The following is a 24,582-nucleotide window of genomic DNA, read 5'->3' as shown; positions in this document are numbered from 1 at the left end:
TCGTGCCGATTCGTGTGATTCGTGGACGTCCTCTTGGTGGGATAGGCTTCCAGCCTGTCATTGCATCCAATTCGCGTCCCATTCGCGTCAGTCGCGGGCCAACCACTCCCGCAGTTCGAAACTCCCACAGATCCATACACCTCATCAGTGCCCATCCGTTGCTCCTATCTTCGTTCGTGCCGATTCGTGTGATTCGTGGACGTCCTTGGTAGGCCAGGCTTCCAGCCTGTCATTGCATTTCAATTCGCGTACCGTTCGCGTCATTCGCGGGCCAACCACTCCCGCAGTTCGAAACACCCACAGATCCATCCACCTCATCAGTACCCATCCGTGGCTCCTATCTTCGTTCGTGCCGATTCGTGTGATTCGTGGACGTCCTTGGTGGGCCAGGCTTCCAGCCTGTCATTGCATTCAATTCGCGTCCCGTTCGCGTCAGTCGCGGGCCAACCACTCCCGCAGTTCAGCCCCACAGATCCATACACCTCATCTATGTCAATCCTGTGGCTTCTCCCGTCACCACAACCCTCCTCCATTCATCTCCTTCACGACTGTATTGCAAACTCTGGCAGCTTGAGCATTTTGCAGGCACAACAAGGGGAAACATCCGTGGTCCAGCAGGACGTTTCGAAAATCACAGCAACGTCGCCGCAAATAGGGTCTAAACCTTGTGACGAAGCCGCTTCGTCGTGAGTTTTAGCGGCCTGGTCGAGAGTTTTAGCCACGAAAACAATTGTTTGCGCCAAGGAATCATTTGTTTGCGCCGCTTCGTCGTGAGTTTTAGCGGCCTGGTCGAGAGTTTTAGCCACGAAAACAATTGTTTGCGCCACGGAATCATTTGTTTGCGCCGCTTCGTCGTGAGTTTTAACCGCGAAACCATTTGTTTAAGCCACTAAAACAATTGTTTGCGCCGCTTCGTCGTGAGGTTTAGCTGCTTCGTCATTTGTTTAAGCGGCTTCGTCGTGAAGTTTAGGTGCTTCGCCTTGAGGTTTAGGTGCTCTGTAGCAGAGGGCTAGAGCTTCGTGGTGGCGCAAAGTTCGTTTGTCGTACGACAACTTTGCTTCGCACCAGACAACCCCGACTCGAACGATCAGGAAACTTGCCCGCCCGGTGACATTGGAAATCGTACTGCGATCTCAAACGGGTCCACAGGATCATTCACCGATTACAGACTTGAATCCCTCGCGCCAGCAAGAAAGGTACCGGGCCAGCGAGAAAGGTACCGCGAACGTCCGCGGTACTTTTTCTTGTCCCTAATGGCAAATTTCTATCGCTTCCAATCTGACTGCGTTGACTGAAACGTCTCGCCATGCAGATCGTCATACTTCGCTCGTTGGTCGGAAGAGAGATGCGAGAGTAAATCCTGTCTTGCCTTCGTTTTGAGCTTTTCAATGTCTTCGGCAAGTTTATTCTCTATCTTCTTCGCTTCCTGTTGAAAGCTCGTCAACTGGTCGGTTCCAATGTCGAAATCCTTCCTTATCCTGGAGGATTGGAGAACCGTCATGATTCCGTACTCTTTCTCCAAGGCTTGAAAGGAAATTTCTTTAAGTCGCTTAATTTGGTGCGGAAGTAGTACTTCGACCAGCAAGCGATCTTGGCCATCAACGATTTTCTCAAGGTTTTCAGCAATCTCGCGACCTGTATCCGCACCTGACTGACCTAACGGAATCTTCAATGATGCTTCCTTTAGAGGGTGTTTTAAAATTATTTTTCCAGCCTGTTTAGCATGAATTGAATCATTGCGATTCGTATGACAGTTTCGCTGTTTTGAGTCAGTCTTTCATAGTCCTTTGAGAGCCTTCTGAATTTTCCAAGCCATGCGAAAGTCCGTTCAACGATCCATCGCTTGGGTAAGACAACGAACCCTTCGGCTTCGACCGGACGCTTAACGGTTTGCAAGATGACACGATACCATTGCTTCAGGAACTCCGGCAAATCAGCCCGCCCGTAAATCGAGTCCGCGAAGATGACTCGAAGCCGACGAAACTTCTGTCTGATGTTTTCAAGAACAAGATGTGCACCTTCGTAGTCTTGTAGATCGGCCGAGTGGACAACAACGACCATCACAAGCCCCAACGTATCCACCAGGATGTGACGCTTTCGTCCGGTAATTCGTTTCGCCGCGTCATACCCGCGTAATTCTCCTCCTTCAGCACTGCGAATGCTTTGCGAATCAATGATGGCTGCTGTTGGCGTTGGCTTCCTGCCTTCTTTGCGGCGTACCTTTTCGCGAAGACGATCGTGAATGCGTTGCCATGTCCCATCAATACGCCAAGCTCGATAAACTCCATAAACCGTGTTCCAATTCGGAAAGCAGTCCGGAAGCAACCGCCACTGGCAGCCCGTTCGACACCAATACAATATCGCATCGACAATTTGACGCCGATCGATTCGTTTGCGGCCGCGAAGTTTTGCTGGCGGAATCAGACGACGAAGCAATCGCCATTGATCATCACTGAGACTGCTGGGATACTCAATACTCATCGCTACGGCTCCTTCCGTTTACGGTTTAAATGCAAACGGGGCTGTAGCGATTTTTTCAACTCAGAGCAGTTTCAAAACACCTTCTTAGTGCCTTTTGACCTTCCAGTCGAATTTTGCTCACTGCTTCTTGTTGCTCATCCGTAAGCTCTAGCTCTTTCTTAATGCTTAGGTGATTCATCAGGTTTATGAGTGGCGCTGGTGCCACTTCGCTCGGGCCTTTAGATACTCTGACGCCAAACACCTCTGACCCAAGCCCAAGCTCATATGATGGGCGTGCACCTTCCTTGTCGAACGTTATTCCAGAGACGGTGACTACATTCCCTTGACTATCAACCGTGGGCAAGGCGATAGTGCCTTCCGGCAGTCCTTCTTGTCCGTTGGCAAGTTGTAAGAACATCAGAATGAAAAAAAGAGCGACTGAAGCAATTGTGTTGAAACTTGTCATGATTGGTTCTCACAAAACTAGATTGAACAGCGACTAGAGACGAGAAAAGGTACCGCGCGGACGAGAAAAGGTACCGCGGACCTTACATGGGAACCGTGTCAGGAGCCAAACTGGTTATCTTGGCAAACACTATTGGCGTGCATTCGCGGTTGAAACACCAAACGCTTCCCCCGGTGTGACTCTCCACTGGCCGCCTGCGGAATTGTGATCCTGCAAAACCACTTGAACAACGTCCCAATCAGACGGGTCGAGGGAATTGCCACGAGGGATGGTCGCGCGTGTAGACTTAGGTTGGCTGCGATGAGGATTGTTTTTTAGTCTGGCAATTTCGTTGTTGATTAACATTGCCTGTTTCGTTTGGCTATCGAGGAAGTTGTTTGTTGAGGAATCCCGTTTGAACAATCTCACAATCCGAGACATGACTCCAGAAGATGCTTCAGATGTCATCGCACTCAACGAGGCCGTGGTGCATACCACTAGCCCAATGGACATAGACCGATTCAAGGTTCTGTATGCACTCAGCGACTTGAAGCTGATCGCGCAAGTTAACGGCGACGTTGTGGCATTCGTGATGGGGATCGCCAGTGACAGCAGCTATGACAACGGCAACTACGATTGGTTCTCAGAGCGACTCAAACGATTCCTGTACGTCGATCGCGTCGTGGTGTCAGATCGCTGTCGCGGCATGGGTGTCGGTCGTTTGCTCTATTCGCAAATCCATGACTGGGCGGTACGATCGCGACTGCTTACAGTTTGTGCCGAAATGAACCTCAACCCGCCCAATCATCAGTCCCTTCGCTTTCACAGGAATGCCGGGTTCGTCCAAATCGGGACGCGGATGTTGGAAAATGGAAAACTCGTATCGATGCAAATTCGATCGATCAGTGAGGATTCAGAAACCACGTAGCAACCTGAGATACACGAAGTACGACTGTCGTTGTCCGACACCAGCGTTTTCCAATCTGCACTCCCCGTTCTGATGGGCCAATCCTGCCAATGAATCGCCTTCGAATTTCAATCAAACTTCTTGCAATGCTTACAACGTTAGTCAGCGTTTTCCTGGCTGGGTACATGCTTAAGCCGGTTTCTAAGCCGACGTTTGCTCCGATTGAAATTTATGAAACATCACTCGCAGAATTTGCCGCCGGGGACCTTGTTCCATGTGAGAAAGAAGAGGCCGAATTCGTTTTGAGCATTTCCTGTTTGAAAACCAGTGCTGAACGTCACATGTGGCGAGAGTACTTTTGTATTTATGACGGATCGAATACTGACCCAAGCAGCAATTCGACCATGCATGGTGCTCACTCAATCACCTGTGGGGATTTGGGATCAGTTTTGCTTGGCGTCGAACTTGTCAGGCTCGGTCCGAGTGCTTTAGAAATTGACTTTTCCTGCCACATTATCGAGAACGGAACAGAACTGGATTTTTCGAGTTCAATCCATCCGCAACTAAACGCAAAGGGTATCGTTACACTTGAAGAAGATTCAAGTATCGCATGGGACTTCAACGCCGTTGACGCAAACGACAGGTAGTGAATCGCAAAGGCTGCAAGCCATCGAAAGTCGCGAACAGCAGATTGTGGACGTTAATCAGGACACCCCCATGACTGACAATCCTTTCAAAGCACCTCCCGAGAAAGCGAAACCAAAAAGCGTTTCAAGGACGGGCATCGGTTGCGCGGCCGGACTCTTCCTCGCGTCGTTGCCAACTCTGTTTATTGGTACGACTTGGGCTCTGGGCGGTTCACGCGCTCACCTCTCGCACCTCGTCGTGCCACTGGGGTTAGGAATGCTCGTGCTCGCGGTGACAATGACCACAATTGCGGTTCGGATATGGTTGAAATCCTGAACTTGCAACAAAGCTACACGTGCTTCCTGATGGATCCAATTCGAGATCGAGGCACTTGAACGATTGTTCGCGGCGTTTGTTGACGATTGGCTGGAGCGGATCGTTCTATCGCGACGATCGTTTGATTTCTGTTGAATCAACTCGTCTTCTTCAGAGCTTTTTTGTCGCGACTTCAAACGCCTCAACCAAACCGACGAGATGCCACGCCCTTTCGAGCGTGGGCATCTTTCGATTCATCAGGTCGCTTACTTCGCGGCAGCTTTTACAGCTTCAATAACGTCCGCTGGTTCGGCTCGTTTCTTATAGTCCGCGTCAAGGAAGGCGTACGTGATGGTGCCGGACTTGTCGATCACATACGTCGCCGACAGCGGCAGTTCCATCGCATCGTTGCCGTTGTACTCGGGCAGTTTTAGCTTGTCGCGATACGACGGAACGATCGCGGCGGGCAGCTTGAACAGAATGCCGTACTTGCGAGCCACCGCGCTGCCATTGTCGTGCAGGGCGACGATGTCCAGATTGTTGGTCGCAGCGGTTTCCTTGGCTTTCTCAGGAAGTTCCGGAGTCAACACAACCAGACGTGCTCCCGCGTTCTCGATCTTGTCCAGGTTCTGCTGCATCGCACGCAGTTGAATGTTGCAGTACGGACACCAACCGCCGCGATACCACATCAACACGACCGGCCCTTCGCTCCACAGTTCGCTGAGCTTTACCGTTTCGCCATTCCAGTTCGTAAGCTCGGCGTCAATCGCGGCGTCGCCCACCTGCTTGGCTGATTCTTCGATTTGAGTCGCGCGGACGGTTTCAATGCCTTCGGCGTAAACCTTTCGCACTGATTCCGGAAATCGTTTTGCGCTCTTCGCGGCTTGGGCAGCAAGCTGCTCAGCAAGCGTTTTGTCTGACTCCGTATCGGCCTGAGCAGTCTTCGTTGCAGCCAGATGTTTCACCAGCTCTGAAAGATCATTGACGACATAGTCTGGTTTGTCGGCGTTTGGATAGAGTGTCTTTCCCGGACGCGCCACGAATGCAGTTTGCAGTCCGACGTTGTCGGCTCCTGCGATGTCCCAGGCGTGAGCCGCGACCATCAAGGCTTCTTCCGGCTTCACCCCAAGGTCGGCCAACGCCATCTTGTAGGTCTCAGGATGCGGCTTGAATTTTTTGACGCTGTCAACGCTGTATCGTTTTTCAAAAAATTCAGTCAGTCCCGCGTTCTTGAACTGAGTCTCCACGCCAACAGACGACGAGTTCGTCAGACTGACGATCTTGTATCCATCGGCCTTCAATGCCTTGAGTGCTTCGATCACGTCCGCATGCGGCGGCAAAGAACGCAGTGGCGTAACGATTGCAGTTTTGGCATCGTCGTAGGACAGCTCGATGCCTTGCGTTTCGGCGACCATCATCAGTGCTGCGGTTCCGATTTCCCCAAAACTGTGATAATCATCGCTCAATGTTTCCACCAACGAGTAGTGCACCATGGTAGAAAACCACAGCGGCAGCAAGTCTTCTCGACCGTTGAGCGCTTTGCCGACTGACGATTTCAATGGAGCCAGATCGAGCAGCGTTTCATTGACATCAAAGATGATAACTTTCGGGCGCGGCAGCGTTTCCTTTGACATCGCGGCTTTCTTGTCAGATTTAAGATTCTTCTCTGAAGTTGTTTGAGCGTTGACCAGCGGCGAAACGGCAACCAAAAGAGCTGCGGCCCACGCCAAAGTTAATCGAAGGTTTCTCATTGTTATCCCACTGAGGTTGTTAAAGTTTACAAATAAAAAAACGCACCAGCACGCAGATTCCGCCGCGTGCCGGCCCCAACGCTACGCGACGCTCTCTTCCATGTTCGCCTCTACGACGTTCTCGGCAAAGCTTTGGTAAGCGCCGCCGACTTGCTGAGCCATTGAATCCGGCCAGACGTGAAATTGTCCATTCGCGATCGCGTCAAAGATTGCGCTCGCGACCAATGTTGGTGACTCGGCGATATCCTGAAAGCCAGCGTCATGGCCCATGTCGGTTTGAATCGGCCCCGGATGAACACTCACAACCAACGTCCCCTGTTCACGCAATGAGTCTCGCAATCCCTGCGTGATTGAGTAGCTGGCCGCCTTGGACGCACAGTACGTCGCCATGTTCGCGAACGTCTTGACCGACGCGACGCTGTTGAGCTGCACCAATGCCCCGCCGCCATTGGATTTTAGTGCGGGAGCAAACGCCTGGGCGACACGGATCAAACCGTAAACGTTGACATCCATTTCAAACTTCAACGACTCAATCGCATCGTCACTGGTCGCTTCGCTTTGTTTCAAAACGCCCGCGTTGTTGACGACCACATCGACGTCATTCGCCAACTCAGCCGCCGCGGTAATCGACGCAGGGTCATTCAGGTCCAGCCGAACAGGAACGACACGGTCGCCGTGAGCTTCAACGAGTGGCTTTGCCGAATCGAGATCGCGAACAGCCGCATAGACTTTCGTTGCACCGCGTTGCAATGCTTCTTCAAGGATTACTTTTCCGATGCCACGGTTGGCTCCGGTAACCAAAACGGTTTTATCTTTTGCTTCAAATGTCATCTGATTGTCCTGTAAATTTGAATCTTTTTGGAAAACGCGATGGAAGTACTTTCTGCCGAACATCGTCGTCCGGCAAAATCTATCGCGGTGTTAGCTCGCCGGTTGGGACTCGCCAGCCCACTCGTTTTTCGCGAACATGTCATCGAGCGGAGTTTGCACGACGTGGTTTGTGTAGTTAGAAAGGACTTTGAACGCCGTACCGAGGATCACTTCCAGAACAGTCTGCTTTGTGTATCCCGCGTCGATCAGGGCTTCAATGTCGCCGTCGTCCAGGTGGCCTCGTTTGAGATTTACTTTCTCCGCAAACTGCCGCAACGCTTCCAGTTTCGGATCAGCGATCTGTGTTCCTTCACGCAGAGACGTGATCACGTCTTCGGGCACCTTGGCGCCCTGCATGATCGTCGTGTGAGCCGCCATGCAGTACGTGCACCCGTTGAGCCGATTGTTCGTCATCGCAACGATCTGTTGCTCGGTCATGCTCAGTTCGGTCTTCCCAAAGATTCCGCCGATCGTCTTGTAGGCCTCTAGCAATGCTGGCGACTCAGCCATCGCGGCATGAAGATTCGGCACGACGCCGTAGGCTTTTTGGCTGGCCTCAAGCGAAGCTTTGCTGGCTTCAGGAGCAGATTCGACGTTATGTAGTTGGAAGTCTGTCATTGTATTCTCCGGTTGGTTTTGACCAATCAGTCCAAATTTGACGCGGCAGCAAGGAAAGGGTCCATTTTCTGCCAGCGCCGGTTCATGAATGTCAGCTCTCTACGCGAACTAACGACAACGCGTTCTCGTTTAAGTCAGTTTGACGATGCCCGCCCTCTGGCCTTACGCAGAAACAAAAAATGATTCTCGATCCGCGATCCCCTGGTGCCAGAAACTATTTTCCGACGTTCAGACGCCGCAGCAACCCAAGCATTTTTTCACTAAAGGGAGTCAGCTTCGTTTTGTTGAACTGGTCACCGAGTTTGCGAATGGCATCCGCTTGCGTCGGATAGGGATGAATGGTCGAACCGATACCCGCAAGGCCGATCTTGTTCTGCATCGCGACCGTAATCTCGGAAATCAAGTCGCCGGCGTTCTCCGCCACGATCGTCGCACCAACGATTTTGTCAGTGCCCTTTTTTGTGTGAACTTTAACAAAGCCTTCATCGTTGCCTTCGAGAATCGCGCGATCGACATGTTCGAGTTGCTGCGTGTAGGTGTCGATCTCGATCCCGGCTTCCTTCGCATCTTTCGGATACATTCCAACGTGAGCAATTTCCGGAGAGGTATAAGTCGCCCACGGAATGATTAAGTCGCTGGATTTCTTTTTGCCGAACGGCCCGACGGCAAACAATGCGTTCTGAATCACGATCCGCGCCTGAAAGTCTGCCGCGTGCGTGAACTGATATTTTGAGCAGATATCACCCGCTGCGTAGATCCGCGGGTTGGTCGTTTGCAAGTTGTCGTTGACTTGGATGCCTTTCTTGTCGAAGTCCACGTTGACCCCTTCGAGATTCAAGCCGTCCGTGTTGGGGGCTCGACCGACCGCGACCAGTAACTGATCTACGACGGTTTCCGATTGCGTTCCGTTCTGCGTGACTTTCACGCTGATCTTTCCGTCAGCCGCAGGCGCCAGTTCCATGTCTTTCGAGTTCAGCATCAGGTTGACGCCGTCTTTCTCAAACTGGTTCTGCACCACGGCAGCCGCCTCGTCGTCCTCCCGAGTCAAAATGTGATCACCACGTTCGAAAAGGAACACTTCGCTGCCGAATCGGGCAAACGATTGAGCCATCTCGGCTCCAATCGGTCCGCTGCCAACGATACCGAATCGCTTCGGCAACTCGGTGAGCGAGAACAGGTTTTCGTTGGTCAAATAGTCGACGCTGTCGAGTCCCTTGATCGGCGGCGCTGCAGCACGAGCCCCTGTCGCAATCACGCCTTTCTTGAATTTCAGCTGCGAAACTGAGCCATCTTTTCGTGTGACGGTGACGGTATTGTCGTCCGTAAATTTGCCTTGCCCGAGAAAGACGTCGACGCCCAGATCCTTGAATCGCTGAGCCGAATCGACGTGGCTGATGCCAGCTCGTTTCTCTCTCATCCGCTCCATGGCTTTCCCAAAGTCGACCGCGGAACCCTCGGGCACGTTGACTCCAAACGGAGCCGCGTCGCGAACGGTGGCGGCAACTCGGGCCGCGCCGATGAGGCCTTTCGATGGCACGCAGCCAACGTTGAGACAGTCGCCGCCCATCAGCTCTCGCTCGATCAAAGCAACTCGCGCGCCCAGCCCGGCAGCTCCAGCAGCAGTCACCAACCCAGCCGTCCCCGCACCGATAACGACAAGGTGATAGTTGTCTGCCGGAGTCGGATTTTGCCATTCTGGCGGATGCACATTGGACTCGAGCTCGCGATTGTGTTCGTCATGGGGCTGCAGCTGGATGATGGTTGATTCGTTCATTGTTTTTTCGTTTCGGTTGCGGTTTGCAAAGCCTGTCGCGGGCGGGTTGTTGGTTTGTGGCGTGGCCGTCTTCATGATTTCATTCGGTGAATTGTAATGCAGAGCGAGTCTCCCGATGGAAGTCGCAATCACTTAAGTGACTGCCGAGTTTGCTGAGTCCGTGGCGGCCGACTTTTGAAAGAAAGCTTTCATCACCCAGCGAGCAATCAACGGGAAAGCTCCCAGCAATGCCAACGCAATGACAATCTGCACCATCTGTGTCGGCGAGAACACGGCGTTGATGCCTTCTTCGGCCAGCTTGGACAGACTTGGGACGCGCGAGCCGGCGTACACATAGACCAGCGTGCCGGCCAACATTCCCAGTTGGCTGACCCACCAAAACGTTCGCGTTTTGATCGGCGTCAGTCCCATCACGGCGTTGATGACAAAGAAGGGGACGGCTGGAATCAGTCGCAGGGTAAACAGAAAGAACGGGCCTTCACGTTCCAGCGATTCGTTAAACTTTTCCAGCCGCTCACCGAAGCGGTTTTGGATCGCGTCTCGAAAAAGGTATCGGCTAAAAAGAAACGCAATGGTGGCTCCGGTCGTCGACGCAAAGCTGACCAACAGAAATCCGGGGACCAAACCGAAGTACCAACCGTACAGCAGCGTCAGTGCAGCGGCCCCTGGCAACGACAATCCGGTCACGGCCACGTAGATCAGAAACGCAATTCCGAAAACGAGCACCGGGTGTTGGGTTTGGAAGTCGCGAAGCTGAGATTCCTGTTCGGCGAGGCTGTCCAGCGAAAGCATGTCTCCGAAAAAGAAGTAGACGACGGCCGCGAGGCTTACGACAATGCCAAGCACGATGAGCTTGGTCCAGATGCCGCGACCGCTGTCGGACTTCGATTCGTTTTCATCTGGCATGGCTTTTCCTGTTCCGGCAAGTTGGCTGCATCGTGAGTGAATTGATTTCTATCTGGACGGTGGAAGTCCGACGGCATTACGGCAAAAATTCAAATTGATCAAATTCAAGAAGTCGCAGATTTCCCGTAAGCCGCAATCGCGTCTAACGTCTTCTGCAAATGGTGTTCCAGACGGCGACTATGCCGAAAGAGCCTTCAAACCACGATAAAACAGGGAGTTTTCATGAGCGAAGCCAACCAAAAATCAGCAGACGAAGGCCACGGCGTTTCCGTCGTCGAGCGAGATGGCAGTTTCACACAGGACATCAGTGCCAGAAAGCATTCGATCGTCGCGGATGAGCCAGCTTCGGTAGACGGCGCTGATTTGGGGATGACGCCGTACGAGTTGCTGTTGAGCGCGTTAGGCGCATGCACTTCGATGACACTGAGAATGTACGCCAAACGGAAAGGCATTTCGCTGGACCGGGTGAGTGTTGAACTGGTGCACGATCGCATTGACTCGGAAGACTGTGAAACGTGTGATGATCAACCAAACAAAGTCGATCGCATCCGTCGCGTGGTGACGATTGAAGGCGACGTGACCGAAGCACAACGCGCGAGAATGCTGGAAATCGCGGCGATGTGCCCGGTGCATCGCACGCTGACGAACCAGATTCAGATCCTGACAGAACCGGCCTGAATGAGTCGGAATTCTGCGTTTGCATGAGATCGCCCGTACGGTGACTCATCAAACACTGGAGGAATTTGCCAGCCTGCGATCGCGAGTCAGTTGTGTTAAGATTTTGTTTCTTGACCACCGCGATCCCCGCCTTTTTATCGCATCTCTTCCACAAAACTCGCAGACATGGCTGAAGTAAATCCGGATATCTGGGTCGACCAATACGGCGACTATCTGTTTCGCTACGCCAAATCGCGATTGCGCAATGCTAACGCTGCCGAAGAAGTCGTGCAGGAAACTTTTCTTGCGGGCGTTCGTTATTCGGAACAGTTCGCGGGTCGAGGCTCTGAACGAGGTTGGCTGATGGGCATTCTAAAACGAAAGATCGTGGACCACATTCGCGTCCGCATGAAGCACAATAAAGCGACGTCTTACGAAGACGAACATGATCCTTCGGAACAACTATTTGACGCCAACGGAAACTGGAAATCCGGCGCTATCAACTGGTCGCCATCGCCCGGGCAACAGATCGAGATGGAAGAACTGCAAGCCCTGGTTCAGGACTGCATGCAATCGTTACCCGAAAATCAAGCGGCCGTTTTTGTGCTCAGCGTGATGGAAGAGTTAGACTCAGACGACATTTGTCGCGAGCTCGAAATCACACCCGCAAACATGTGGGTGAGAATGCATCGAGCCCGTGTCGGACTGGCGAAGTGCGTCGGCGCAAAATGGCACGTGGGTGAGGAGGCGAAACAACATGTCAAATGATGAAAAGTTGAGCCAGCTGATTTCGCAATCGCTGCGTTGCAACCTGAACGCTGACGAATCGGCCGATGTCGAGAGCCATCTGCGCGAGTCTGTCGAGGCACGGAAATTTGCGGAACTGTCGGCGCTGATTCAAAACTCAGTGATGGGTTCAGCGGTTTCGGATTCACAACCAGGCAACGCGGCAGGCGGACTTTCCGCGGCGTCAAAACAACGTCTACGCGATTCGATTCGCGGCGCCGTTGAGGAAAAGCTTAGCCTTTCCCAGGCGGGTCTGCTGAAGAATGATCCGGCGTCGGGAACCAGGGCCCAGGTGACTTCCGGTTCATCGTTTTCGGAGGGCATGGAGATCCGGCAGGTGCAATCAAGCTTCCGGCTTGTCCGGCAATTGGCTCAAGGGGGCCTTGGAAATGTGTGGTTGGCTCAAGATGAAAAGCTGAACCGTACGATTGCGATCAAGGAGCTGAAATCGTCAGCGCTCGAGTCGCCCGACGCTTGGCAACGATTTCATCGCGAAGCTGAAATCACCGGACATCTTGAGCACCCGAATGTAGTGCCGTTGTATCTTTACGGGGTGGATCGACAATCGGGCGAACCGTTTTACGCGATGCGTTTTGTGGGCAAACGAACGTTGTCCAATGCGATCGAGGAACATCATGACCTGTTGGCGGCCGGCGAAACGGGTGTGGTTTGCCTGCACCGATTGTTGTCCGTTTTTCTCGACATCTGCCAGGCGATTGCCTATGCCCATTCACGCGGAGTCGTGCACCGCGACTTGAAACCGGATAACGTCGCGTTGGACAACTTCGGACAGGTGATCGTGATCGACTGGGGGTTGGCGAAAGTTCTCGAAGAGGGTGAACTGGCGACCAAACTGACTTCCGGAGCCAACCTTAGTGAATCGGCGTTGTTGCAAACGATGGAAGGCGAAGCCGTCGGGACTCCGCTCTACATGTCGCCGGAACAGGCCGCTGGTGAGCTGGACAAAATCGATCATCGTACTGACGTGTACGGTCTGGGTTCGATTTTGTTTTCAATCCTGACTGGCAAAGCACCGCACGAGAAAAGCGTTGCGGGAACGTCACCAATTTTCAATTCTGACTTGAATGCAGTATTGAAAGTGATCGCGACTTCGGATCCGCCCACCGCGTGCGACTATGGCAAATCGGTTCCGAGAGAGCTGGAGCAGATTTGTCTCAAGGCGATGGCGAAGAAACAGCACATGCGTTATCGCTCCGCAGAGGAACTCGCATCGGCGGTCGAAAGCTGGATGGCGGGACAGAACGGAAAACAGGCTGCCTACGATACGCTGCGTATGGAAGGACGTGAGCTTCGCGCGGACATGCAGGCAACGGCTCGCGACATGGAACGCAACATTCGTTTCGTGGCCGGGATGCCGCCGATCCAGCAACTGATAAATCTCAAATCCGATGAAGAAATTCGCGTCTGGCGTGAACGCCTGTCAACAATTTTTCAGGGACTGCTCAAAGCCACGCCTTACTTTCGAAGTTTCGCGTACACTCAAGTCACCGATGGACAATTTCAGGAATTGGTCCGCGTCGAACGTCACAGCCACGATGCGTCCACGATTCGCGTTGTCCCACGGAGCCATCTGAGTTCGGGAACGGTTAGCGAATTTATCCAGTGCGTCGTCGACCAGAAACCGGATGAGGTTTACACATCGATCGTCAATGAGGCTTACACCGAAGGCGACGAGCAATGCCACCTGGATCTCAGTTTGCTTGCCGGCGTCCCGATTTACGACGAACTCAAAGAGGACGTTTTCGGTTGCGTGCTGATCGAGTGCGACATCAATCAGCTGTTGCGAGAGCAGCTTGGCCGCAATTCATCGGCGGCCGAAATCATGGTGGCTTGCACGACGTCCGGGCTGGTTCTGCTGCAATCCCAAGGCGCTCAAATTGTCGAAAACCGGCAAGCCCAAACCGTTTCGGAATTGTCTGCTCATTTTTCGCCGACGCTCGAGGCTCTGCGAACCGAATCTGACTTTATCGATGAACAGGACTCCGAGATCTTCGGTGCAAGCCTTTGGTTTGTTCCCAACGAACGCGGAATCAGCTACCTGCTAACGCGACGACGCACGGAAAATTAACTTTCGTCCGGAATGCTGTTCGCCGGTTGTAGATCTGCTAACTTGGTACGCTGCGGTCGCCGCAATTTCGCCGTAGCACATGACATGAAGTACGCCTGAGCAACCTGCTCTCGTGGGCGAAATTGTGCAGTGACGGATCCTGCTACAGACCGCGTCGCACATCACTTTTCTGACCAACAGGTTCGCAAGATTTGCGGACTCGCAACGAACGACTTCCATGTCAGATTCCCAAAACGTCAGCCACTGGATCAATCTCGTAAAAGACGGTGACTCTTCGGCGGCGAACCGAATTTGGCGGCACTATTTCGATCGGCTGGTCGGTTCGGTGCGGCAACGGCTGTACGGTCAGAACCGGGCGATCTCGGACGAAGAAGACATCGTGCTGAGCGTTTTCGACAGCTTCTACGCCGCTGCGGAAAAAGGCCGATTTCCGGATCTTGCCGATCGAGACGATCTTTGGCGACTTTTGCTGACGATGGCGACTCGCAAAGTCATCGACAAACGACGCCGCGACACAAGGCAACGGCGTGGCGGAGAATTGGCCATTCACTCGCTGGATGGCGATTCCGGCGACTCGATTATTGTCGAAGCGATCGGCAATGAGCCCACTCCGGACATGGTTTTAATGATGCAGGAGTCCGTGGAAGAACTTTTTTCGCATTTGGGTGTCGGGCAGCTGCAAGAATTGGCGGGTGCCAAGTTAGAGGGGTATTCGAACGCGGAAATAGCTGACCGTTTCGAGTGCTCAGAGCGAACGATCGAGCGTCGTTTGCACCTGATTCGTGAAAAATTACAGCAGGAAGTGATCTCAGACCATGACGATTCACCGAAAAAAACTACCGATCTCGGCCCTGGAACGAATTGACGATCGTTGCGCCGCATTTGAGCGCAGCTGGCAATCCGGTCAGCCGCTAACGATCGAGTCTGTGGTCTCGGGCGACTTGGACCCCGACGAGCGAAATTTGCTGCTGTCCGAGCTGCTGGTTTTGGAAATCGACTACCGTCGCCGCAAGGGAGAAACTCCGGACGTTGCCGACTATGCAGAACGATTCCCGGAAGACGCCACTGCGATCCGCGACGCGCTGGGAATCCAGCCGCCTCCATCGCGAGGTTTTGTGCCTCCCAGCATCGAACAAATCGGCGAACGATTTCCGACGCTGGAGATCATCGAACTGCTCGGCGCCGGCGGAATGGGAGCCGTTTACAAGGCTCGCCAGAAAGGGCTCGATCGAATGGTCGCGCTCAAGATTCTGCCCGAAGAGTTTGGGCACGATGTGAAGTTCGCGCTGCGATTCACTCGCGAAGCCCGTACTCTGGCCAAACTGAATCATCCCAACATCGTTTCGGTTTTTGAGTTTGGAAACGTCGACGACATCTACTACTTCCTGATGGAGTACGTCGATGGATCGACGCTTCGTGATGTTGTCCGTGCCGGACAGCTGGCGCCAGAACACGCGTTGACGATCGTGCCGCATCTTTGCGACGCGTTGCAATACGCTCACGATCAGGCAGTCGTGCATCGCGACATCAAGCCAGAAAATATTTTGATGGCCAAAGACGGATCAGTGAAAATCGCTGACTTTGGTTTGTCACGAATCATCGGCAACGAGCCCAACGCGCTGGCACAAACGGCACTGACTCAGGCCAATCAGGTTCTTGGCACGCCACGCTACATGGCGCCCGAGCAACTGGAAGGCTCGCACGGCGTCGATCACCGCGCGGACATCTATTCGCTGGGCGTCGTGTTCTACGAGATGCTGACGGGCGAACTTCCGATTGGAAGATTTGAAGCGCCGTCGCAGAAAGTTCAAATTGACGTTCGGCTGGATGAGGTCGTGTTGCGGACGCTGGAGAAAGAACCGAGACGGCGATATCAAACGGCAAGCCAAATCAAAACGGATCTCGATTCGATCGCGTCCAGTCCTGACGATTCCTATTCTCCGACGATGGTTCACAGTTCGCGGGAAGAGATGCGCGAAAAAGCCGGCATGCCGGTCCCATCGCTCAGTCTTGGGCAACAGGAAACGGCAGCTCGTTTGCTGCTGTCGCGCCGCGAGTTGATGGATCGAGTTCGTTCGTCGCTTGGTCCGCTTCGTCGGGGACAAGCCATCCAAATCATGATTGGCGTAGCGTTGATCCTGCTCGGGGCTCAATGCTGGGCTCGGAATACAAGCGTGCCGCATCGAGTCATCAGCGGCGTGATCTTGCACGTCTACGGAGTCATTGTGATCGGCGCGGCCGCCCATGTTTTGACTCGCATCGGTCGGATGGACTTTTCCAAACCCGTCACGGAGGTTCGCGAAAGTCTGAACGTCGTTCGCAAAGCTTATCTGATGACCGGACCGGTGATCGGGTTTCCGTGGTGGCTAATGTGGATCCCGGCGACGGTTGCGATTGGTTTCGATCCGGTGCTCAATCCGGTGCTCAATCCGTACTGCCTGTGGGTTTCATTGGCGATCGGAATTCCCGGCCTGGCAATTTCCTTCTGGCTGTACTTGCGAGTTCTCAAGTCGAACAAGGGGACGGCCAAGGCATGGCAAAAACAGTTCACGGGCGAAAGTCTTGCTCGGGCCTACATGACGCTGGATGAGATCGAACGAGCCCGCATCGAGTAGCCTGGTTCGCCGCGGCCGGGATCACCAGTTCCCGTCCGATCTTTCATTTCTCTATTGCGACCACTGCGGCTGGAAGTTTCAGCCACTTCACTGCGGGGAAAATCCGCAACGACACAAACACAACTTCAACTCTTCACCAACTATACTTTCGAGGAAACGCTATGGCTACATCGATAGAAATTTCAACGCCGTCGGCCGCGTATGCCGCAGACGCGTCGACCGAAACAGCGGTCGCAAGCAAGGTCACGATTGCCCGCCGTCACGACCTCGATTCGCTACGTGCGATCGCAATGTTGTTGGGGATCGTGCTGCACGCGGCCATGTCTTTCACCTCGATTCCGTGGCCCGTTGGTGACTCGCAGCAAAGCAACCTGTACGAATTGATGTTTGCGGCCATCCATGGATTTCGCATGCCGCTGTTCTTTCTCGTGAGTGGTTTCTTCACTGCCATGTTGTGGCGGAAACGAGGACTCGGTGGACTGATCCGACAGCGATTGAAACGAATCGTGCTACCCCTGTTCCTGGGTTGCCTGACAATCGTGCCAGCCATGTGGGCTGTCAACATCTTTGTTTCACAGAGGCCGTCGGTCGATGCCGGCACGGAGTACTTTGACGCCATCGCCGCGGGCGACACAGAAACGCTCCGAGAAGCAATCAGCGCAAACAAGATCGCAATCGACGCGCTACATCCAGCCTCCGGCTCGACGATGTTGACTGTCGCGACCTTTGGTGGCCAACCCGAGATCGTCGAAATGCTGTTGGATCAAGGAGCCGACGTGAATCAGCGCAATGGCGATGGCGGAACCGCGCTGCACACCGCCGCGTTCATGGGGAATGCTGAGGAAGCCAAATTGCTAATCGACGCTGGTGCCGACGTGGAGGCAAAGGACGCGAGCGGACGATCGCCGAAAGACAATCTGACCGTCGACTTTGGTACGACCAGCTACATCGCAACGATGTACGGCGAATCGGTTGAGGAAGATGAGCTCAATGCAGGTCGTGCCGAGATCGCGGAAATGCTCGGCCTGGACAACACCGAGGCATCGGCTGCTGCGGGACTCGACGCGCTCTACGGACTGTTCTTTCTGTTGCCCGTGTACATGCATCTTTGGTTCCTGGCGTTTCTGTGCTGGCTGGTGATCGCTTTTGTTGCCTACGCTTCAATCGCAAATTTTGTGAACTTCAAACGAATCCCCAAATGGATTTTCTGCTCGCCGTTGAGCCTGTTGTGGTTGGTGCCGTTGACGATGCTGCCGCAATACTTCATGCAACCGGGCACATTCGGGCCGGACGGATCGATTGGCCTGCTGCCGATTCCGAGTGTTCTGGCCTACTACGCGATCTTCTTTTTCTTCGGTGTCGTGTATTGGGATCTGGACGACACCAGTGGAAAGCTGGGGCGGTGGTGGTTCATTGGCTTGCCCGTCGCTCTGTTCATCGTGTTCCCTGTCGGGCTTGATCTGGTCATGGGAACGTTCGGTTTCCTTCCGGAAAAGTTTGGCGGATCGATGAAGCCGATGTTGGGCAACCTGCTGCAAGCGTTGTTCGTCTGGCTAATGGTGTTCGGTTCGATCGGCATGTTTCGAGATCTGTTTTCTGGCGAGAGCAAAGCGATGCGATACGTTTCCGATTCATCGTACTGGCTGTACCTCGCCCATTTGCCGCTGGTGATTCTGGCTCAATGGCTGGTCAAGGACTGGCCAATTCCAGCGGTATTGAAGCTGGTAGGCATCATTGTTGTGGTGTCGGCGTTCTTGCTTTTGACGTATGAGTACCTGATTCGCTACACGATAATTGGCACGATGCTCAATGGCCCCAAGAAGCGGAAGGCGGTAAGCGTTGGGAGTTAGTTGTTGCTGTTGTGAGACTGCAAGGCGCGGGAGTGAGAACCGAACCACGGAAGTCAGGTTTCTGATTCGGTACTCCTCCCACTCAGGCAACACTAATCAAAAACGCACCCACAATTAGAATCGCAATACAGACCGATTTTGCCCGCCAGTTCTGTTCCTTGAGCGCCAAAATCCCAAACAGGAAAGGAATCACGATGGAGCAACGACGCAGCGGCGAGATCACCGAGATCAAAGCCTCCGGATCTGAAACAGCGACGAAGTAAACGTAGTCCGCGATCAGCAGCAAGATCGCGATCATCGGGATCGACCAACGCCACTTAAAAGGAGTCTTCTGTCGATCGCGAAACCACCAAACGAGGCTCATTGGAATCATGACCGGAACCAAATAGATCGAGAACCAGGCTTGCACGACCGCTGGCTTGATCCCGACGGTTTGCAACAGAAACTTGTCGTACAAACCGCAAAATGAACTGACTAACGTCGCTGCCACCATCAGCCAAACTGCCCGGTTGTGCCGAAAGTGAATGCCTTCTCTCCGCCCGACTTTCGAAAACGCGTAAAACGAAACCATGATCAACGCCATTCCAACCCACTGCGCCACCATCGGTCGTTCATTGGCGAAACTAACCGCCAACAGGATCGTCCACAGCGGACTGGTGGCTCGAATCGGTGTCGCGATCGAAATCGGCAAATTCTTCAACGCAACGAATGCGAACATCCAGGACGTGCCCACCATCGCGGACTTCAAAAACAGCTGAAGATGCTCGATCGCTCCCAGCTGACAAAGTCCGAAACCGACGTCACTTTCGCCAGAAAGAACTTCCCACGCTACGGGAATACTCCATATCAACGCCGCGGTGCTGACGTTCGCCAGCAAAACCGGTGCGACTGCGTTTTCGTCGACCGCATGCTTCTTGGCAATGCCATATAGCCCCAGAAACACCGCTGCGATCAGGGTCAGAGAATACCAGCTAAGCACGTTTACCCGGTCGCGGTTGAGTGGACGACGTCTTCAGACATGCACGATCGGTTCGCGCGGCCACAATCGTAACATGTCATGATCGAAACGGGAGTGAACTCAGAGCACCCACGTCATTGGGTGCCCCAAAGTAAACTGTTTCCGAATCTAATAGCCAAACAACTCGTCTTCGAATTCTGCACTCGCCGACTGGTTGGCTCGCGTCGGGTCCCCAACGACATTGACGACTTTCTGTTCTTTCTCACCGTCAACACTCAGCGTCAACAAGTATTTACCCGGTCGAACGGATCCTGCGAAACGTCTTTGTCCGCCCGCTTGATCGCGAGAAAGGTCCCAGTTTATTTGGTGGTAACCTTTTCGGCCCGACGTTTCGAACGTTTTAACAACGTCGCCTTTAAGGTCGTGCAATGTCAATCGAACGATGCGAGCCGATTTACCAAGAGAGTAGGCGACAATGGTTCCGCTTGACGGGTTGGTCCCAACAAAGCGACGGGTGCCGCTGTTTCCGCGTGCAGGCTGGCGGCTCCACGAAATAGCATCACGCGGTTGAAACAGGTGCACATCCTTGGTCAACGTCTCTTTGGTCATCTGGCGTAGCACTGAAATATCCGCAATCCACAGGCTTCGACCATGAGTTGCAGCAACGACTTCCTGACGCTTGTCGTGAATGGCGAACTCATGCACGGCTACGGTTGGCAGACCGCCTTTGATACGAGTCCACGTTTGACCGCGGTCGATGGTGTACCACGACGAGAACTCACAACCAAGGAACAACAGATTCTCATTCTTTGTATCCTCGCGAAGCACCCTTGCCGATCCCGCTGTTTTGGGAAGATTGGTTGTCAGTGACTCCCAGGTCTTTCCGCCGTCTTCGGTAGCAAAGACATAAATTCCGTCATCGTTGCTACGATGCCCATCAAAGGTCATGTAGCATCGCTCTTTCTTGAACTTCGAAGCTTCGATTGAGCTAACCCAGCGAGGTCCGGGAAGCAGTTTCGAAAGCGACTTCTCACCCGTTGGTTGCTTGTACTGCTCCTTCTTCGCCTTGGTCGCGTCCTTTTTCGGTTCGGCTTTCTCGGCCGTAACTTCTTTGGATTGACGAGTAACATCGAACTCCATCGTGAAAGAGCCCTCGTTGATGTCGATCTCGCCTTCGTACTGATCGCCTTTGACAGTGCCAGTGAACTGAAGCGTGAACTGATCAGTTTCAGAGTACAGAGAAAGCGAATTGGTCTCTGGATCAAACTTACCGCTGGAAATCTCACGCTCTCCCTGAGTCGACTCGAAAGTTCCAGTGATTTCGTCGTTCGATTTGAAGTTCAACGCCAATTTCATTTCGCGTTCACCACGCTGCGAAACCATGTTGCCTTCCCACTGCCCGCTGACCAGATCGTTCGGGTCGCGTTTGACAGGCTTCTGTTCCTTGTCTTCCTTTTCTACCGACTCGCTTGCTTCATCCTTCGCGGATTCAGTAGGCACTTCTTCAGCCGATTCTTTTTCCGTCTCTGATCCGGTTTCGGCTTCTTCCTGGTCATCCTCTTCCTTTGGCTCTTTCTTTGCAGCGTCAAAGTCAACGTCCAGCATGCCGTCATTGATTGACATAGAGCCAGTCATTTGAGCCCCGTCGACTTCACCTTCCACGAAAATACTGATCTCATCGTTTTCAGCATCGAAGATGATCTTTCCGGTCTCTGAATCATAGCTACCTTCAACGATGTCAGAATCGCCTGCCGCAGATTTGATGGTGCCGGACAGCTGACTCTTGTCATCCATCTTGATGTTGATCGTGAACTCAACTTTACCGCCAGGCAAGTTTTCGTTCTCAACCACTCCAGTCCATTGACCGGAAATCGGATCCTCAATGATTAGAATTCCAACCAGTGCATTCCGGACAGACAGCGATGAAAGCTGAAGCTTGCCTGCAGTCTTTTTCGGTTTTCCATCGCCTTTGCTGGCAGTAAATTCCATCTGGACGTCGCGTCCGCTGACAGACATTTCGCCAGTCATCTTTCCGTCCTCGATCTTGCCCGAGTATTCGCGAGCGCCCCGTCGACCTTCAAGACTCCAAGAAATCTCGCCTGTCTCAGGATCGAAAGTTCCTTCGGAAATATCCTGGTTTCCGCGTCGCCCTTCGATGCTGCCGGTGACTTTCGTGCCATCAAGCTCCAGTTCGAAGTTAAACTCAGCGCGGTCCTCAGGGATACGATCAGAAATCATCCGACCCGTCCACGCGCCGCTGACTGGATCGTCGCCGGATGAAGCTTCTTCTTTCTCAGCCGAAGGGTCGTCCGATTTGTCAGAGGTTTTCTCTTTCTCTGATTTTTCTTTGTCAGATTTTCCATCCTTCTTGCCCTCTTCTTTTTTCTCCTCTTTCACAGGCTGATAGGCCAGTGGCTCCCAGGAGCTACCCCCGTCTTCCGTTTTCCAAACCGCACCATCGGTCGTGCCCACATAGATCAATCCCGGTTGTACTGGCGACTCGGAAATTGCACTTCCAGCACCTTTGCTTGTGTTCGTGATTTCGGGCGAGATGGCTTTTATCCCGTTGCCGCGGTCAAACGAACGAAACACATAGTTGCCCGCGCTGTAATGCATTTTTGAGTTGTGCGGCGAAAGCAAAAATGGCGTTTTCCAGTTGAATCGATATCGCGTTCCCTTTGGTGGACGAGGCCGAATGAAACCGCGCGAACCGGTTTCCAGATTGATTCGCCCCATTCCGCCGTTCTGGCTTTCAAAGTAAATCTCATTTGGGTCATTCGGATCAACCAGCGTTACAAATCCATCGCCTCCACCAACTCGCAACCAATCAGAGTTGACCGCTCCGCCGCTGCCTCCACGCGAAGGACCGCCCCAGCTACCGTTGTCCTGGAGTCCGCCGTAGACCTTGTAGTTCATCGAAGTATCGACACCAACGTGATAGAACTGACCGATCGCAACATGGTTCAGGTGATCCCAATGCTCCATGCGATCGTAGGTAACATGCACGCCACCGTCGTTTCCAAGAATCATGTGGCGCGGATCCCGCTTGTCGATCCAGAGGGCATGATGATCGACGTGAATTCCGTCGCTTCCGCCATCACCGGTGAATGTTTCACCGCCGTCTTTTGATTTGTAGAGGCTCGTGCCGCACAGATAAATATTGTTTCTGTCGACGGGATCAATCTGGATGTTGCTGTAGTACATCGGCCGTGGATTGAGCGAATTGATTCGCTTCCAGGAAACGCCTCCGTCTTCAGACAAATAGATACCGCCGTAGTCGTGATCGTCAGGGCCCTGTTGACCTTGGAGGTTTGCGGCCTGCCCACCTAAAGTTCCCGAGAATTCTGTTCGCGTGCTGTTGTTTCCAGACTTTGGTCTTTCGCCAAGTTCGACTTCGACTTCAACCTGTTTGCGTTCGCGAGAGACGAGGACTTTGATTTTTTCGCCGGCTTGATGCTTTCGGACTTCACCCAAAAAGTCGTTGTAGGACATAACGATGTTGTCCTGGACCGCGATCACAATATCGTCATCTTTGAGTCCAGCCTTGTCGCATGGCCCGCCTTTGGTGATGTTGGTAAGGCGAGCACCAACGTCGGCGTTCTCGCCGCGAATACCGAGAAACGGAGACTTCTCCGGACGCTTGGCGATTTTTTCCGACTCGACTACGGCAACCACAATGTTGGGATCGGCCTCGAAATAGTCCAATCCAATTCGCCCCATTTTGCACGATGGCAGGCCTTCGGTAATCCGTTCGAAAGTTTCTCCGCCGTCGGTTGACCTGTGAATTCCTGATCCTTCGCCGAAACGCTGTTCAGGGTCGTTGCCGTCAAAACCGTCTCGCTTTCGTTCGTAAGTCGCCACCAGCAAGTTTTCAGGATTTTTCGGATCCAGTTGGACATCGACGATGCCGGTCTTGTCGTCAACGAACAAAACCTTCTTCCAGTTCTTTCCACCATCGGTAGTTTTGAAAAGCCCGCGCTCTTCATTGGGTCCCCACAATCGTCCGAGAGCCCCAACCCAGACGACGTCCGGGTTCTCTGGATGAATCGCCAGCGCTCCGATCTGAAAGGACTTCTTCAGCCCCATATTCTTCCAGGTCTTGCCGCCGTCAGCGGACTTGTAGACTCCATCTCCCCACGAAACGCTATTTCGAGGATTGGATTCGCCCGTCCCAACCCAAACGATCTCCGGATTGCTTTGAGCGACTTGGACGTCACCGATCGAAACAGTCGCCTGGTCATCAAACTGATGCTCCAGTGTTCGACCGTTGTTGGTTGTCTTGAGCAATCCACCTGACGCTGTTGCAGCCCACCAAATACTCGGGTCTTTCTCGTAAACCGTGATGGCAGTAATCCGCCCCCCCATATTTGCGGGTCCGATTGAACGCCAGTTTGTCTGATCCGCAATTGAGGCCGGCAGCGAAGGTTTGACTTTAGTCTGTTTCTTGGCCTTAGGCTTTGGTTGCTCTTCTTTCTTCTGCTCCTTTGCGGCAACCTCTTCCTTTAGCTCGCCTTTTTCCTTCTCAGATTCAACCTTTGAAGTAGCCTTCGATTTTGAATCCTCATCACTGCCCTGTGCCTGGATGGGATCAGCTGGAAAGAGAAAAATGAAGAGCAGGACGACGAAAACCGGAGCGACGCAAAGACGAATTGGCATGAAGATCCCCAAATCCTGAATTCATACAGGCGGTAAAGAAACGATTACGCTGAAACTGTGAAAGTCCGCATTCGATGGTACCAACGAAAAAACGTTGTTTCAAATCGAACGTCGCGAGTTCACAGGAATTGTTGCTCACATCCAAACCCTTGGCCCGCAAAAAAGTTTCGAACCGGATCACAAACGCAAGATGATCTGACAGCCCGCTCGATCGGGCTGCTTTAGATCAGTTCCGAATCACGGATATCATCTTAGCGAACGATTCATCGCCGCGACTACGCTGGCCGTGTCGCAGCTG

Annotated in this window: 19 protein-coding genes; 8 read left to right on the top strand and 11 right to left on the bottom strand. The window is 53.2% G+C overall.

Translation table 11 applies throughout. The features are described from left to right. Positions 1-542 precede the first annotated feature (542 nt). The 4 genes from MFFC18_RS07150 to MFFC18_RS07135 all read right to left on the bottom strand — a co-directional run bounded on the left by MFFC18_RS07150 (position 543) and on the right by MFFC18_RS07135 (position 2,926). Positions 543-827 (bottom strand): hypothetical protein, encoded by a 285-nt coding sequence (locus MFFC18_RS07150; RefSeq protein ID WP_148618694.1) that lies wholly within the window; start codon positions 825-827, stop codon positions 543-545. 437 nt (positions 828-1,264) lie between these two features. Next, a complete protein-coding gene (locus MFFC18_RS07145; protein ID WP_075082173.1) occupies positions 1,265-1,672 on the bottom strand; it encodes a hypothetical protein in 408 nt (135 codons plus the stop codon). A gap of 29 nt (positions 1,673-1,701) precedes the next feature. Next, complete coding sequence (locus tag MFFC18_RS07140) at positions 1,702-2,481, bottom strand: IS5 family transposase (protein WP_068267841.1); 780 nt, start codon at positions 2,479-2,481, stop codon at positions 1,702-1,704. Positions 2,482-2,536: 55 nt separating this feature from the next. After that, positions 2,537-2,926, bottom strand: coding sequence for a hypothetical protein (locus tag MFFC18_RS07135; RefSeq protein WP_075083249.1), 390 nt, complete (start codon positions 2,924-2,926; stop codon positions 2,537-2,539). Between the two features lie 394 nt (positions 2,927-3,320). On the opposite strand from MFFC18_RS07135, the gene MFFC18_RS07130 reads away from it, so the two are divergent. Next, entirely contained in the window at positions 3,321-3,833 is a 513-nt protein-coding gene (locus MFFC18_RS07130) for a GNAT family N-acetyltransferase (protein ID WP_075083267.1), read from the top strand. Positions 3,834-3,958: 125 nt separating this feature from the next. Continuing rightward, the gene (locus MFFC18_RS07125; protein ID WP_148618693.1) at positions 3,959-4,459 is read left to right on the top strand and encodes a hypothetical protein; all 501 of its coding nucleotides are present in this window, start codon (positions 3,959-3,961) and stop codon (positions 4,457-4,459) included. A gap of 561 nt (positions 4,460-5,020) precedes the next feature. On the opposite strand, the gene MFFC18_RS25685 is transcribed toward MFFC18_RS07125, so the two are convergent. The 5 genes from MFFC18_RS25685 to MFFC18_RS07100 form a co-directional block, all read right to left on the bottom strand. After that, positions 5,021-6,505 (bottom strand): haloacid dehalogenase type II, encoded by a 1,485-nt coding sequence (locus MFFC18_RS25685; protein ID WP_084416931.1) that lies wholly within the window; start codon positions 6,503-6,505, stop codon positions 5,021-5,023. 81 nt (positions 6,506-6,586) lie between these two features. After that, entirely contained in the window at positions 6,587-7,336 is a 750-nt protein-coding gene (locus MFFC18_RS07115; protein ID WP_075083265.1) for an SDR family oxidoreductase, read from the bottom strand. 90 nt (positions 7,337-7,426) lie between these two features. Continuing rightward, on the bottom strand, positions 7,427-7,993 hold the full coding sequence (locus tag MFFC18_RS07110; protein ID WP_075083246.1) for a carboxymuconolactone decarboxylase family protein: 567 nt from the start codon (positions 7,991-7,993) through the stop codon (positions 7,427-7,429). Positions 7,994-8,207: 214 nt separating this feature from the next. Next, positions 8,208-9,752 carry a mercuric reductase gene (locus MFFC18_RS07105; RefSeq protein ID WP_087149607.1) on the bottom strand — a complete coding sequence of 515 codons (1,545 nt, stop codon included), beginning with the start codon at positions 9,750-9,752 and terminating at the stop codon, positions 8,208-8,210. A gap of 147 nt (positions 9,753-9,899) precedes the next feature. Then, a complete protein-coding gene (locus MFFC18_RS07100; protein WP_075083245.1) occupies positions 9,900-10,673 on the bottom strand; it encodes a TVP38/TMEM64 family protein in 774 nt (257 codons plus the stop codon). Between the two features lie 222 nt (positions 10,674-10,895). Between MFFC18_RS07100 and MFFC18_RS07095 the strand changes: the two genes are divergently transcribed. From MFFC18_RS07095 to MFFC18_RS07070, 6 genes are all read left to right on the top strand, one after another. Next, positions 10,896-11,351 (top strand): OsmC family protein, encoded by a 456-nt coding sequence (locus MFFC18_RS07095; protein ID WP_075083244.1) that lies wholly within the window; start codon positions 10,896-10,898, stop codon positions 11,349-11,351. Positions 11,352-11,516: 165 nt separating this feature from the next. After that, the gene (locus MFFC18_RS07090; RefSeq protein ID WP_075083243.1) at positions 11,517-12,098 is read left to right on the top strand and encodes a sigma-70 family RNA polymerase sigma factor; all 582 of its coding nucleotides are present in this window, start codon (positions 11,517-11,519) and stop codon (positions 12,096-12,098) included. Beyond that, positions 12,088-14,205 carry a serine/threonine-protein kinase gene (locus MFFC18_RS07085; protein ID WP_075083242.1) on the top strand — a complete coding sequence of 706 codons (2,118 nt, stop codon included), beginning with the start codon at positions 12,088-12,090 and terminating at the stop codon, positions 14,203-14,205. Before MFFC18_RS07090 ends, MFFC18_RS07085 begins: the two co-directional genes overlap by 11 nt. A gap of 217 nt (positions 14,206-14,422) precedes the next feature. Continuing rightward, positions 14,423-15,070 carry an ECF-type sigma factor gene (locus MFFC18_RS07080; RefSeq protein ID WP_075083241.1) on the top strand — a complete coding sequence of 216 codons (648 nt, stop codon included), beginning with the start codon at positions 14,423-14,425 and terminating at the stop codon, positions 15,068-15,070. Continuing rightward, positions 15,021-16,820 carry a serine/threonine-protein kinase gene (locus MFFC18_RS07075; RefSeq protein ID WP_238381200.1) on the top strand — a complete coding sequence of 600 codons (1,800 nt, stop codon included), beginning with the start codon at positions 15,021-15,023 and terminating at the stop codon, positions 16,818-16,820. The genes MFFC18_RS07080 and MFFC18_RS07075 overlap by 50 nt, the downstream gene beginning before the upstream one ends. Before the next feature lie 161 nt (positions 16,821-16,981). Beyond that, positions 16,982-18,670, top strand: coding sequence for an acyltransferase family protein (locus tag MFFC18_RS07070; protein WP_075083240.1), 1,689 nt, complete (start codon positions 16,982-16,984; stop codon positions 18,668-18,670). 82 nt (positions 18,671-18,752) lie between these two features. Here the strand turns inward: MFFC18_RS07070 and MFFC18_RS07065 are convergent, their stop codons facing one another. Together MFFC18_RS07065 and MFFC18_RS07060 are read right to left on the bottom strand one after the other, a co-directional pair. Beyond that, on the bottom strand, positions 18,753-19,649 hold the full coding sequence (locus tag MFFC18_RS07065; RefSeq protein WP_075083239.1) for a DMT family transporter: 897 nt from the start codon (positions 19,647-19,649) through the stop codon (positions 18,753-18,755). A gap of 147 nt (positions 19,650-19,796) precedes the next feature. After that, positions 19,797-24,284, bottom strand: coding sequence for a VPS10 domain-containing protein (locus MFFC18_RS07060; protein ID WP_075083238.1), 4,488 nt, complete (start codon positions 24,282-24,284; stop codon positions 19,797-19,799). Positions 24,285-24,582: the final 298 nt, after the last annotated feature.

This window comes from Mariniblastus fucicola (genome assembly GCF_008087665.1).
GTDB lineage: Bacteria > Planctomycetota > Planctomycetia > Pirellulales > Pirellulaceae > Mariniblastus > Mariniblastus fucicola.
The sequence above is the reverse complement of the archived record's forward strand: the minus strand, read 5'-3'. Positions and strand labels throughout refer to the sequence as shown.

What these genes read in the sequence shown, in the direction of transcription:
- MFFC18_RS07140 (WP_068267841.1), bottom strand. Translation starts at nt 2,481, where the DNA reads ATGAGTATTGAGTATCCCAGCAGTCTCAGTGATGATCAATGGCGATTG.
- MFFC18_RS07135 (WP_075083249.1), bottom strand. Translation starts at nt 2,926, where the DNA reads ATGACAAGTTTCAACACAATTGCTTCAGTCGCTCTTTTTTTCATTCTG.
- MFFC18_RS07125 (WP_148618693.1), top strand. Translation starts at nt 3,959, where the DNA reads ATGCTTACAACGTTAGTCAGCGTTTTCCTGGCTGGGTACATGCTTAAG.
- MFFC18_RS25685 (WP_084416931.1), bottom strand. Translation starts at nt 6,505, where the DNA reads ATGAGAAACCTTCGATTAACTTTGGCGTGGGCCGCAGCTCTTTTGGTT.
- MFFC18_RS07115 (WP_075083265.1), bottom strand. Translation starts at nt 7,336, where the DNA reads ATGACATTTGAAGCAAAAGATAAAACCGTTTTGGTTACCGGAGCCAAC.
- MFFC18_RS07110 (WP_075083246.1), bottom strand. Translation starts at nt 7,993, where the DNA reads ATGACAGACTTCCAACTACATAACGTCGAATCTGCTCCTGAAGCCAGC.
- MFFC18_RS07100 (WP_075083245.1), bottom strand. Translation starts at nt 10,673, where the DNA reads ATGCCAGATGAAAACGAATCGAAGTCCGACAGCGGTCGCGGCATCTGG.
- MFFC18_RS07095 (WP_075083244.1), top strand. Translation starts at nt 10,896, where the DNA reads ATGAGCGAAGCCAACCAAAAATCAGCAGACGAAGGCCACGGCGTTTCC.
- MFFC18_RS07090 (WP_075083243.1), top strand. Translation starts at nt 11,517, where the DNA reads ATGGCTGAAGTAAATCCGGATATCTGGGTCGACCAATACGGCGACTAT.
- MFFC18_RS07085 (WP_075083242.1), top strand. Translation starts at nt 12,088, where the DNA reads ATGTCAAATGATGAAAAGTTGAGCCAGCTGATTTCGCAATCGCTGCGT.
- MFFC18_RS07080 (WP_075083241.1), top strand. Translation starts at nt 14,423, where the DNA reads ATGTCAGATTCCCAAAACGTCAGCCACTGGATCAATCTCGTAAAAGAC.
- MFFC18_RS07075 (WP_238381200.1), top strand. Translation starts at nt 15,021, where the DNA reads ATGACGATTCACCGAAAAAAACTACCGATCTCGGCCCTGGAACGAATT.
- MFFC18_RS07070 (WP_075083240.1), top strand. Translation starts at nt 16,982, where the DNA reads ATGGCTACATCGATAGAAATTTCAACGCCGTCGGCCGCGTATGCCGCA.
- MFFC18_RS07060 (WP_075083238.1), bottom strand. Translation starts at nt 24,284, where the DNA reads ATGCCAATTCGTCTTTGCGTCGCTCCGGTTTTCGTCGTCCTGCTCTTC.